At 58.2% G+C, this 12,598-nt stretch carries 9 protein-coding genes; 6 read left to right on the forward strand and 3 right to left on the reverse strand.

Annotated features, from left to right (window positions below):
• Window positions 1–279 precede the first annotated feature (279 nt).
• The gene (locus AMUC_RS02910; RefSeq protein ID WP_012419584.1) at window positions 280–2,127 is read right to left on the reverse strand and encodes a GreA/GreB family elongation factor; all 1,848 of its coding nucleotides are present in this window, start codon (window positions 2,125–2,127) and stop codon (window positions 280–282) included.
• A gap of 243 nt (window positions 2,128–2,370) precedes the next feature.
• Here AMUC_RS02910 and purC point away from each other — a divergent pair, with 243 nt between their 5' ends.
• The 6 genes from purC to AMUC_RS02940 all read left to right on the forward strand — a co-directional run bounded on the left by purC (window position 2,371) and on the right by AMUC_RS02940 (window position 8,809).
• Window positions 2,371–3,081, forward strand: a complete 711-nt coding sequence (gene purC, locus AMUC_RS02915) for a phosphoribosylaminoimidazolesuccinocarboxamide synthase (protein ID WP_012419585.1) — start codon at window positions 2,371–2,373, stop codon at window positions 3,079–3,081.
• Window positions 3,082–3,146: 65 nt separating this feature from the next.
• On the forward strand, window positions 3,147–3,602 hold the full coding sequence (locus tag AMUC_RS02920; RefSeq protein ID WP_143245905.1) for a hypothetical protein: 456 nt from the start codon (window positions 3,147–3,149) through the stop codon (window positions 3,600–3,602).
• 21 nt (window positions 3,603–3,623) lie between these two features.
• Complete coding sequence (gene purL / locus AMUC_RS02925) at window positions 3,624–6,026, forward strand: phosphoribosylformylglycinamidine synthase subunit PurL (RefSeq protein WP_012419587.1); 2,403 nt, start codon at window positions 3,624–3,626, stop codon at window positions 6,024–6,026.
• A gap of 48 nt (window positions 6,027–6,074) precedes the next feature.
• Window positions 6,075–6,782 (forward strand): phosphoribosylformylglycinamidine synthase subunit PurQ, encoded by a 708-nt coding sequence (locus AMUC_RS02930; protein WP_012419588.1) that lies wholly within the window; start codon window positions 6,075–6,077, stop codon window positions 6,780–6,782.
• A gap of 40 nt (window positions 6,783–6,822) precedes the next feature.
• The gene (locus AMUC_RS02935) at window positions 6,823–7,602 is read left to right on the forward strand and encodes a hypothetical protein (RefSeq protein ID WP_012419589.1); all 780 of its coding nucleotides are present in this window, start codon (window positions 6,823–6,825) and stop codon (window positions 7,600–7,602) included.
• 127 nt (window positions 7,603–7,729) lie between these two features.
• Complete coding sequence (locus AMUC_RS02940) at window positions 7,730–8,809, forward strand: M42 family metallopeptidase (protein ID WP_012419590.1); 1,080 nt, start codon at window positions 7,730–7,732, stop codon at window positions 8,807–8,809.
• Between the two features lie 292 nt (window positions 8,810–9,101).
• Here AMUC_RS02940 and AMUC_RS02945 read toward each other — a convergent pair whose 3' ends face one another.
• Together AMUC_RS02945 and AMUC_RS02950 are read right to left on the reverse strand one after the other, a co-directional pair.
• A complete protein-coding gene (locus AMUC_RS02945) occupies window positions 9,102–9,575 on the reverse strand; it encodes a MauE/DoxX family redox-associated membrane protein (RefSeq protein ID WP_012419591.1) in 474 nt (157 codons plus the stop codon).
• Window positions 9,576–9,588: 13 nt separating this feature from the next.
• Window positions 9,589–12,330 (reverse strand): glycoside hydrolase family 2 protein, encoded by a 2,742-nt coding sequence (locus AMUC_RS02950; RefSeq protein WP_012419592.1) that lies wholly within the window; start codon window positions 12,328–12,330, stop codon window positions 9,589–9,591.
• Between the last annotated feature and the right edge of the window lie 268 nt (window positions 12,331–12,598).

Below are 12,598 nucleotides of genomic sequence, written 5' to 3' on the forward strand. Positions count from 1 at the left end.
CCATTGTCCGAACCGGACCCGGATGGGACTCAGGCCGCAAAAGCCCCGGTTGCAAGCAGCCCGTTTTCATCTCAGCTGCCGGAACGGATAATTTCAGGTTTCCTTCATGGCGCCGATAAATATGCGGGGCGGCCATGATCAAGCGCCGCCTCTATCGACGATGCGATGCACCCTAAACCCGCAAAATAACGAGGGTCCGGCCCATCAACAATGAAAAACCGCCCCTTTCCGAAAAAAGGGGCGGTTTTAAAGACCTTGGCGACAAGGGAAGCGGCTCCTTTAGAAAGCGGCTTCAATCTTCGTAATAGTATACACCTTTTTTTTGTCGCCGTCCATCGGGACAATCTTCACCTGGTCCCCTACGCTTTTGCCCGTCAGCTCCTTGCCGACCTGGGAAAGATAGGAGACGATATGCTTTTCCGGATTTGTGTCCCACGCGCCCAGAATGGTGTACACCACGGGCTCCCCGCCATTCAACGGCTGAAGAGTCACCTTCGTTCCCATGGCGGCGCGGGAGGTATCCGTCACGGCAAAGTCCGTGCCGCGGGCCAGGGCCAGCGCATGTTCCAGTTCCGCCCGGCGGCGGTTGAGCACCTTCTCCACTTCCTTGGCATCCTGGTAGCCGCCGTTTTCGCGGAGATCCCCCTCCGCACGGGAAATCTTCTTGTTATGCAGGTTTTCCGGAATTTTCACGTTTACCAGTTCTTCCAGCTCCTTCTTGCGGGCCTCCAGGCTTTCCCAGGAAACGAAAATCGGTTCCGGTTTGTCGGAGTTGTCCACCAGGGCGTCCAGCACAATGGCGTGCAGGTCCGGGAATACGCTGATGATGCGGGCCATCAGCGCGCCGCGGTCCTGTTCGGAGAAAGCGGAGGTGTTGTACAGCATCTTGGCAAACTGGCGGACTTCCGCCACATCCTGCCCCTTGATCATTTCCTGGATGATGCTCTTATCCTCCATGAACAGGTTCTTCAGGCGCAGCATGCGGTTGGGGCCGCCGTCCATGTGGTCCTGTTCAATCAGGGAAAGCATCGCAATGCCCACAGGGAGGCCAAAAAGAGGCTTGGAAGCGTCATGCCGCTGGCGGCATATCCAGATGAGGGACTCCGCCGGAAGGGTCTGGCGCAGCAATTCATGCTTCAAATGCTTGACCAGTACCTTGTCCTGCCCTTCTTCTATCAGGAATTTGGCGATTTCCCCCACGGCGCGGGCGCCGCCTGCATCAAAAAGCTCCAGCGCCTTCTGCGGCCAATCCTCCCCAAAGATGGCGGGCAGCGTGGCATACACGCGCTTCTGCCGCACGGCAGGCATGGAATTGAGCACTTCCGCGAAGCGGCCCACATCGCCGATATTGGCTTCCACGATGGAACGAAGGGGATAAGCTTCCTTGGCCGCCTCCGTATTTTTAAGGGAGGCAATCAGGTCATCCCTGAGCACGGCCAGCTCCAGCACCTGCTGGAGAGCCAGGCTGCCGCCGTTGCGCACATCAGCATCCACGGCACGAATCAGGGCATTGACGGCATCCGGCTCTGCCATGACCGCTTCCATTTTGATGCCGTCCAGCACACGCACCTTGGCTTTCAGGTCGGCGGCCTTATTGTAATCTTCCAGGGCCGCCTGCGCGCGGGAAAGGATATTCGCGCGAAGCGTGATGCGTTCGCCCTTGCGGGTGGGCATCATGAACTGGACATTGGAACGGAGCATGGCGCGCACCTTGTCCCACCAGTTTTTCCACTTGTCCGCCGCAATTACGGTGCCTTTCAGCGCGGCTTCCAGCTTCTCCGGAGTAAGGGAATTACCGTAGCCCTGCAAGGTAACGCGCACCAGTTCCACCGGGTCATCCACGGACAGGTTGATCAGGGATTCGGTATCTTCATACCGCTTGGCCAGGAAATGGTCGTCACTGATGAACTCCAAAATTCTGGGAGCGAATTCCAGGGCAACTTCGTGTTCCGGATTTTCCTCAAAATCAATGACCAGCTTTTTGGCGGGGAGATTCCAGGAAATGACTTTTCCGGCGCCCCAGGAAGCATGGAAGCAGTAACGGCCAGGTGCGATGCGATCAAGTTTTTCGGCGAGAGAGGGGGTAATTTTCCCCAGAGACAATAATTTCTCCAAGTCGGCGTGCATACTAAAGCACATGATACGCCCCCCCCTACCGGTATCAAGACTAATTTCCCTCTTCCGTCCGGAGGCATCCCGAACGGCTTTCCAAAGCCGCCACGGAGACAGCGTCCGTCCGCGTCATGCTCCGACTTCGCATTCGGGTTTCGCTTCTTTTTCCCTCCCCTCCTTCATCCAGTTGCGGCTTGACCGTGCGGAGCGTCTGGCGTAACATCTCCGCACGCATTCAACCCCTGCGCAACACGTATCATGGAACCTATTTACGAAGGGAAGGCCAAACGCCTTTATACGACTGACAATCCCAACGTCCTCCGCATGGAATACAAGGACGACGCCACTGCCGGAAACGGAGCCAAGAAGGCCCAGTTTGAAAACAAGGGCAGGATGAATAAGGCCATCACCCTGGTCATCTACCGCATGCTGGAAAGCAAGGGCGTGAAAACCCACCTGGTTGCGGACGTGGACGACATCAACATTGACGTAAAAAAGGTTTCCATCCTTCCTCTGGAAGTGATCGTGCGCAACATCGCCGCCGGCTCCTTCAGCCGCCGCATGGGCGTCAAGGAAGGCACCCCCTTCAAGAAGCCGATCGTGGAATTTTCCTACAAGGACGACAGCCTGGGCGACCCCTTCATTAATGATGACTACGCCCGGGAAATGAACGCCGCTACGGAAGAGGAATGCGTCTTCCTGAAGAATCAGGCCCGCATCGTGAATGACGTGCTGATTGACTTTTTCAAACAGGTCGGCCTTACGCTGGTGGACTTCAAAATCGAGTTCGGCCGCTTGGCGGAAGATCCCTCCCAAATCGTGCTGGCAGATGAAATTTCCCCGGATACCTGCCGCCTGTGGGACATCAAAACCGGCGAGAAGATGGACAAGGACCGCTTCCGCCAGGACCTCGGCAACGTGATGGAAGCCTACGAAGAAGTCCTTTCCCGGCTCCAGAACAAGGCTTGAGCCTCTTCCCCCTTCCCATGGGAGCCGGTCTTCCGCCGGCCCCCATTTTTCATTTTACCACACTCTTGAGCGATATGACCCTCCACTTTGAAGTTATCAGCCGGTTCCAGGCCGCCGCCAATGCGGACGCCCTGCTCTATACCCCCCTGAACGCCGGCCTCACTTTCCGCCGCAGCCGCGTTTACACCGTAGAAATCACCGGGGACGAACAAAAAGCCCGCGAATACCTCCTGAGTGTGCTGGTGGACCCCATTTCCCAGGAATGCACGGAACAGAACGCTCCCATCCTGAAAGGCGCCCTGTTCACGATTGACTACGGCATGAAAGCCGGCGCCCTGGATCTGGAAAAAGAAGCCATCCTGCAAAACTACCGCGGGCGCCGGAATATGGGCTTTACTATGGACGGCCTGAAAATCACCCAGCGCGTGTACGTCTTCGGCCAGGGAGACAAGGAAACCCTGGCGGCGCGCTTTGCCAAGGACGTCTGCAACCCCGCCATTCACAACTGGACCATCGCCTAACCCTTTTCCTTTCCCATCCACATGTCCGCCAAAACCTACCGAACCGTTCCCGTGAGGAACCTGAGCAGCGACGAACTGCTTGAGCTCAGCAAGAAACAGAAGCTTTCCCTGTCCCGTGAAGACATGGAAGTCGTCCAGCAGATTTTCCGGGAAATCGACCGCGACCCCACTGACGTGGAACTGGAAGTAATCGCCCAGACGTGGTCGGAACACTGCAAACACCGCATCTTCTCCGCCTCCATCAGCCACAGCGTCAACGGCGGCGCACCGGAGACGGTGAACAGCCTGTTCAAGACCTACATCAAGAAGCCTTCCGAAAAGATCATGGAACGCAAACCGGGCTTCGTGCTCAGCGCGTTTGACGACAATGCCGGCTTCATCGCCCTGGACGACAACCTGGCCGTCTGCCTGAAGGCGGAAACGCACAACCACCCCTCCGCCATTGAACCGTACGCGGGGGCCAACACCGGGCTGGGCGGCGTTATCCGCGACATCCTGGGCGCAGGCAAGGGTGCCAAGCCCATCGCCTCCCTGGATGTCTTCTGCTTCGGCGCTCCGGACACGAATCCGGCAGACATCACCGCCCCGGACGTCATCCACCCCCTGGGCATCATGCGCGGCGTGGTGCGCGGCGTGCGCGACTACGGCAACCGCATGGGCATTCCCACCGTCAACGGCGCCATCCAGTTTGACCCCACGTACATTTACAACCCCCTCGTCTTCTGCGGCACCGCCGGCGTGATTCCGCGCGGCGACATCCTGAAGGAAATGCGTCCCGGCCTCAAGGTCATCGTCATCGGCGGGCGCACGGGACGGGACGGCCTCAAGGGAGCCACGTTCTCTTCCGCCGCTCTGGATGAAGCCTCCCATGAGGAAGACTTCACCGCCGTGCAAATCGGTAACCCGATTGAAGAGAAGAAAACGCTGGACTTCATTCTGGAAGCGCGCGAACGCGGCCTCATCGTCTTTATTACGGACTGCGGCGCCGGCGGCTTCTCTTCCGCCGCCGGGGAAATGCTCTCCGTCACGGGCGGTGAAATTTTCCTGGACAACGCCCCTCTCAAGGAACCGGGCCTCATCTCCTGGGAAATCTTCCTGTCGGAATCCCAGGAACGCATGGTTATGGCCGTGGAGGAAAAAGACCTTCCGGAACTCCGGAAGCTGGCAGACACCTTCCAGACGGAACTGACCGTCCTAGGCCATTCCGACGATACGGGAATCCTGAAGGTCTGGCACAAGGGGGAACTCGTCTGCTGCCTGGACAACTCCAAGCTGCATGACGCCCCCATCAAGAAGCTGGAATCCGTATTCACTCCCGGCAAGGCGCTCACGGGCCAGCCCCTCCCGGACAAGGATCTGAATAAATCCCTGGAAACCGTGATGGGGGATTTCGCCATCGTTTCCCGGGAACCCATCATCCGCGAGTATGACCACGAGGTGCAGGGCAACACCATCCTGAAGCCTCTGGCGGGCGCCCAGGCGGACGCTCCGCAGGACGGCTCCGTGGTGGATATCGACGGCTCGGACAAATGCATGGCCATGGCTTGCGCCATTCTTCCGGAATGGGGCAAAACGGATCCCTACGCCATGGGTACCGGCACCGTGGATGAATGTGTGCGCCAGCTCATCCTGGTTGGCTCCAACCCGGACAAAATCGGCCTGCTGGACAACTTCTGCATGGGTAATCCGGAAGATCCGGCGGAACTCGGCCGCCTGGTGGAATGCGTGAAAGCCATCGCCAAGGCGGCGGACGCGTACAATGCCCCCTTCATTTCCGGCAAGGACTCCTTCTACAACTATTTTGAAACGGAAGACGGCCCTATCAACGTGCCCGTCACCTTCCTCTGCTCCGGCTTTGGTGTGGTGGAAAACCCGGACCACGTCATCGGTTCTTCCCTGAGGCGGAGCAACAGCCTGCTGTACCTCATCGGCCATACGGAAGATGAAATGGGCGGTTCCGTCTTCGCCCGCACCCACGGGGTGGAAGACGGCAAGGTTCCCCAGACGGACTGCGCCGCGAACATGGAACTGTACAAAGCCTACTACGGCGCCCTGACTTCCGGTCTGGTGCTCTCCGCCCATGACGTTTCCGAAGGCGGCCTGGCCGTCACGGCGGCGGAAATGGCCTTTTCCGGCAAGGGAGGCGTTCGGCTGGATCTCACGAAAGTACCGACCGTCAACGGCTGGAAATCCCCCGCAGTGCCTCTGTTCAGTGAAAGCACGGGCCGCATCCTTGTGGAGGTGGATCCGGAATTCGCCGCGGATTTTGAAACGGCTATGGACGGCTTCCCCTGCGCCTGCATCGGCGGTGTTACGGAGGAAAAGCGTCTCACGGCCACCTGCTGCGGCGGAGAAAAGGTGCTGGATTGCGACATAGCCAACCTCAAAAAACTCTGGAAGGACGGACTTACCCCCTATTATTGACCTCCTGAAACCGGCATCTTATCAAACCATCGATTTATTTCTACCAATATGCCTCACGCACTTTTACTGAAATACCCCGGCACCAACTGCGATGTGGAAACGGAACGCGCCCTGCGCGCGGCAGGGTTCTCCACCCAGATCCAGCCCATCGCCACGGCTACGCCGGAACACGTCGCAAAATCCCAGCTTGTCGTCCTGGGCGGCGGCTTCAGCTACGGAGACTACGTCACCAGCGGCCGCCTGGCCCAGTTGGAAACGGAACGCTTCCTGGGAGATGCCCTGCAGCGGCACCATGCCGGAGGAGGCATGCTCCTGGGCATCTGCAACGGGTTCCAGATTCTCACCAAGCTGGGCATTCTTCCCGACTCCAGCCTGATTGACAACAAAAAGGAACGCTTTGAATGCGTCTGGGCTAAACTGGTGAAAGTAGCCAGGAACTCTCCCTTCCTTCAAGGCCTGCCGGATGAATTCGAACTGCCCTCCGCCCATGCGGAAGGGCGCCTGGTCACCCGTCCCGGAGATGCGGAAAAATACCTGGCTTCCGGGAATGTGGCTCTCCAGTACGTAGACAACCGCGACGGCTGCGAATGCAGTATCGCCGGCCTCCAGGATTCCACCGGGCGCGCCATGGGTCTGATGCCCCATCCGGAACGCTTTCTGCTGCCCCGCCACCACTATGACAAGGACTGGGCCGGCAACGAAGACTGGGGCTGGGGGTACTTCCTCTTCAAATCCGCCTTTGACGCCCTGAAATAAAGGTCCATTTCCCATTAACCGCTCCCCCCGCATTCATTCCATGACAGATACGGCCCTCATCGGTTCTTCTTGCGCCCTCGGCGTTTTCTGGTCCTCAAAACGGTACTTTGACTACCTGATTGATGAAACCAACCTGTCCCTGCTGCGCGGCAAGGAATTCGGGCAGGCCGTCATTATCTGTCCCTCCCTCCGGGAAGGGGGCACGGCCATTCGGGGGAATACGGCTCCCTTTCTGGCTCAGGTTAAAACCCTGATTGATCTCCTGCATGAGGTGAAGGCGGAACGGGTGACCTACATCACCAGCATTGACACCCAGCCGGAAACGGGAAATGAACTTTCTCCCTTGCTCCGAGAAACGGAGGACGAATGGCTGGCGGCTCTGGTAGAGCTGAAAGACTTCATCAACCTCCGGTTCGGCCGCGTGCTGAACGTTTACCTTCCGGAAGTCACCGGAACGGGAGCAGGCATGAGTGTGGCGGATCTGCTGGCAGCAGTTCCGGAAGGGACGGAAGAGCTGGACGTAGCCCTGCTGGAACGCCACCAGCTTTATCCCATGCACCGCCTGGTCAGGGATGTGGAAAAAGCATGGGAGTGCGGCATCTTTTCCGTGAATCTGGTGCCGGAACCCGTCACGGCCTTTGAACTGGTGGAGCAGTGCTTCCCTTCCCTGGTCAACCGCCTCCCCGTCGCGAAGGAAACGGACCCGTACGGGAGCGCCAGAACATCCGTTTACTCCACGCAGTACCACGATCCGGACACCGGTTATATCATGGACAAGCAGGACGTCCTGGCGGGGCTCTCTCCGGACAAACAGTCCTAGCCCCCGGTCAGCCCCCGTCTGCGCCCTGTGCAGTCGGGGCTTTTTATCCCCCACCTTCAAAAAAGCTCCCCCGCAGGAGCCGTGCTTTCCTGTTGAGCGCATTCCGGAACGGTGCTATACAAAAGCCATGAAGATTAGCGACGACAGCCTTGAATTCTTAACGGAACTTCTGGAAACCCCCAGCCCTTCCGGCTTTGAAATAGATGCCCAGCGCATCTGGGCGGACGAACTGCGCAAATATACGGAAGACGTCCAGTGCGACACTTACGGCAATACCTGGGCCGTCTTCCACGCGGACGCGGAAGAAGCCCCCACATTGATGATTGAAGCCCACGCGGATGAAATCGGCTTCATGATCCGCCATATCACCAAGGACGGCTTCCTGTATGTGGAACGCGTAGGCGGCACGGATACGGCCATCGCACGGGGGCGCCGCGTGCGCTTCCTGGGTTCCCAGGGAGAAGTGATGGGGGTGACCGGAAACACGGCCATCCACTTGCGGGAACCCGGAGAGAAGGAACCCAAAATCTGGGAAATTTACGTTGATGTAGGCGCCTCCTCCGACAAGGAAGTAGCGGAACTCGGTTTGCGCGTGGGCCATGTGGGCGTTTACTGCGACGGCCCCATGCTGATGAATGAAAACAAGCTGGTATGCCGGGCTCTGGACAACCGGCTGAGCGGCTTCATCCTGTCGGAAATAGCCCGCAAGCTGTGCAAGCTGAAAAAGCCCGTCTCCTGGAACGTGGTGCTCGTCAATGCCGTGCAGGAAGAAGTGGGCTGCATTGGCGCGGGAATGATTACCCACCGCCTGCGCCCGGATGCGGCTATCTGCATAGACGTGACTCATGCCACGGACTCGCCCGGACTGGACAAGGGCAAATTTGGCGATATCAGGCTTGGCGGCGGCCCTGCGGTCATCCACGGCACGGCCAACCATCCCAATCTGGTGGCCCGTCTGGAAATCGTGGCGGACAAGAACAAAATACCCCTCCAGCATGAAGCCGCCGGACGCCGCACCGGAACGGATACGGACAGTATCTACATCTCCCGCGACGGCGTAGCCTCCGCGCTGGTGTCCGTCCCCCTGCGCTATATGCACTCCCCGGTGGAAACGGCCTCTCTGACAGATGTGGAAAATACAATCAAGCTGCTGCTGGAATTGGTCAAATCCCTGATGCCGGGAGACTCTTTCGGGCACAAGCTGTAATACGGCACGGACGGCAGCATTGCTGACAAAATGAGGACATGAACCGTCCTGCCGGGGGAAGGCGCGCAAAGGCGTCAATTTCCCCCGGCACGCCCCCATGCGGCAGCATTCAGGCCGCATCTCCCCTTTGAGGCAGGGATGGAATTACTCCCTGCAGGCATCCTGCGTCCTCATACGGTCATTCTCCGCTTCCCGGCGGTGCTTCCTGTTTTCCGGCCCCTGGCTTCCTTTTCCGGAATATTTTCCCGGAAACCATTACAGGCCGGAAACCGGCCGGAACTCTTTCTCCCGGTCACATTTCACTGAAATCCAGCCGGGTCACATTAAAGTACGTTTTTCCCTTCCGGCAGGAATCCCACAGGAGAATCAGCATGAGGAAAAAGAGGACCAGTCTCCAAGCCACTTCAAAGGGATAGCTGGTTACCACCCTCTCCACACCGATGCAGTTGCAGGAAAGGGAAAGCCCCCTGGCCCAGCCCTGGACGAACAACGCCACGAACGTGAACGTAAGCGCACTGCCCAGCAGCGCGGCCCCGGCGCAGGTTCTGCGGAACAGAAGCCCCAGGCCAACCGCAATCTCGCACGACACTCCCAGGCAGGCCAGAGGATGCCCCCAGGCCTCCGGGAAAATGGCGAAACGGTCGATCGTCTCCTGAAGCTGGTCCAGATGAAGCAGCTTGCGCGCCGCGACAAAAAGGAAGAAGCCCCCCATCCCCAGCCGGAGCAGGAGCAAACAGAAACGGACGATTTTTTCCTTTAGCATCATTGGCGTATTCCGATTATTCGAAGTGGGTTTGCTGGGCGCTCACTTTTTCATTGCGCAACCTGTTCAGTTCATGGCGCACTTTTTCCAGCTCCATCTGAAGGGATTTCTCCCGTTCGGAGGCAGGAGCCTCGGAGGAAGACGGCGTACCGGCAACCTTCTTCGCGCTGCCTGCGGCGTCTTCCGTAAAGAGCATTTTCAACCCGGGAGCCTTCGTGTCAAACCTTATGACGCCGGAAACGGGCTTTTGAGAACCGGGATGCTTCACGGAGGCTCTCACCGTCACCGTGCCGGGTGTTGCCCCCAGGCGCACCAGGGCCGGAGCGGAACCCCATTTAACGGACTGGGTCAGCGTGCCGTCCGGGGAATCCGTCAGCAGCTCGGCGGGGCCTTCCACGGAAAAGACAATCTCCTCATCATTCAGGCGCTTCACTGTTCCGCGGCCATCCGTAACCTCCGCCACCACGGCAAACACATCGGAACCGTTGGCGTACAAATCCACTCCATCTTCCCGGTCCAGAGTCAACCGGATTTTCTCCGCCCTCCGGGCCGGGCGGACTTCATGCCTGGTCACCACCTTGCCGCCTATCAGGCCTTCCGCCACCAGTTTCACCGCTCCCTCCTTGCCTGCTCGGGCAAGCTTCTTGTTTTCCATGAAATCCCAGGCTTTAGGGAACACGACGGGCACGCGCTTGAGGCCTCCGGGACAGGACGCCACCCTCTTTTCCACCGGGGGCCCTCCGTTGACACTCAGGCGAACGGAATCACAATTGGAAAACACCGTCACGTCTTCCGGAGAAAAGGGAGTGCATTCATTGGCGATGTGCACCACAGGGCCGGAACCCAACCCGTTGCGCGTCTTCTGGGGACGCTGGGACATAAATGCGTAATAGGAGGTTTTGGGCTGCCTGAAAGCATCCAGAATACCGCCGTAGAAGGGATCCGGATGGTAACCGCGCTGATGGTCGAAAGGATGCCACAGGCAGCCGCCGAAATGATAGGCCGGAGCGGCGTTCAGCGTATCGTACGTCGTATATGGGAACGAGGTCTTGAGGTAGTGAAGGGCCTGCACCATCATGGGAGCTTCACCCCAGTGACGGGCTACACGGGAGGTGGAGTTGTGGGCGGACCAGGTATCCACGTTATCACCGAATTCACGGGTAAAATACGGTTTGCTGTTCTTCCGTTCCTTGATGGACCAGTGTTTGTCCCCCGTAACCGGGTGGGCATACAGAACTTCATAATGCTGGCTGCCCTGAGCCACCGCGTCGCAAGCGGTGTAGCATCCCTTGTACGGATATTCCTCATGCACCAGGTCGCGGGCCTTTTTGGCGAAATCCGCCGGGTAATGAGTTTCATTCAAAATAGGTTCCCACATCATCACGGAGGGATGGTTCCTGTCCCGGCGCACCATCTGGCGGATATCGTCATACACCCGATCCGCAAAAGGGCCGCTGCCCCAGAACTGCCAGCCCGGCGTGGCGACGATGACGAAAAGGCCCAGACGGTCGCAGGCGTCCATGAAAGCCGGATCCTGCGGATAATGGGCGCTCCGGATCACGCGCATGCCTGCCTTCCTCAACTTCACGGCATCCTGCCATTGCAGGTTGTTGGGCACTGCATTCCCAAGCCGGGCAAAATCCTGGTGCCTGTTGCCGCCAATCAGCTTTTCAGGAAACAGGGATCCATTGAGCACCAGCCCCTTTTCCGTAATTTCCACCGTCCGGACACCCACCCTTATGGAACGGTTGTCCAGCAAATGGGCCGGATTTTTGGAATGGTCCCCTCCAGCAGCGTCCCATACTTCCACGCTCAACGTGTACAAATCGGGATTGTCCGGAGACCACGGTTTCACGTTGGAAAGCACAAGAGGAATATCCACTTCACCCGTGGAATGTGGAGGAATAGTCAGCGGAACCGTCTCCCCGGCAGGATCCACCCCCTTGGGGTCCGTCATCACCGCCTGCACACGCACCTTCCGTTCCTTGTCTGTCTGGTTGGCCACCTGAACCTTCACCCCCACCTTGCCCTTGCGGGTACGGGGATCAAGAAATTCCGTCCGGAAAAAAACTCCCCCCCCGGCCACAGTTCCGGCCTCGTTCGGGTCCGTGATATACACGGGTCCGGTGGAAATGAGGTACACATCCCGGTAAATACCGCCAAAATAGGAAAAATCCAGGCCCTCCTGGGGTTTGCCGGGGGGATAGGAAGCGTCGTTGGAATTGTCCGCCTTCACGGCGATGACATTCTTTTGTCCCGGTTTCAGCCACTTGTCCAGATTAACAATCACGGGAAGATATCCGCCGAAATGCTCCGCGGCCTTCTCCCCATTCACCCAGACCTCGCTCTTTCCCATGATGCCCTCAAAATACAGGGTGTTTCTCCTCCCCTCCAGCCGGGAGGGAGGAATAAATGTTTTCCGGTACCATACCGGCCCCTGGTAGTTGGAACAGCCGCTGGCCTCTTCCGGAAGAAGCTCAATGCCGTTGGGGAGGTTGACGGACTCCCAGGAGGAATCGTCAACATCCGGGCTGGCCGCTTCCTCCGGCTCCTTCTCTCCCTTAAACAGTTTCCAGCCCACATTCATGCCGTAAACGTCCCTTTTCGTTACGTTTTCCGGCAGGCGAAGAGCCCCTGCCACGGAATAGGCTCCCGTAGATGAAGCGGCCTCCTCCTGATCGGAAACCGCATCGGCATAAAGGGAAAAAGAGCCGGCCAGACATGCCGCCGTTATGAGAATGGTAGTGACTTTCATCATGGAATAGGGGAATGCAAAATTAATATACGGAGATCCCCCGGCGCCATCTTTCATTCATATAATACATCCTTGCGTATAATGCAAATACATATGTCATCCGGCATCTTCCGCTTGACCTGGAAGGCATGTTTTTTCATAGTCGACTCGCCCTGTACGGGATTATCCCGCAGCCCCGGTCCGAGTGCCAGGTTTTCAGTCCCGTGAAAAGGAAAAAGCGAGGCGTTCCTCCACCGGCTGTCTCAGGGCTATGCCTTTATCCACTAGTTTT

Source organism: Akkermansia muciniphila ATCC BAA-835 (assembly GCF_000020225.1).
Taxonomy (GTDB): Bacteria; Verrucomicrobiota; Verrucomicrobiia; order Verrucomicrobiales; family Akkermansiaceae; genus Akkermansia; species Akkermansia muciniphila.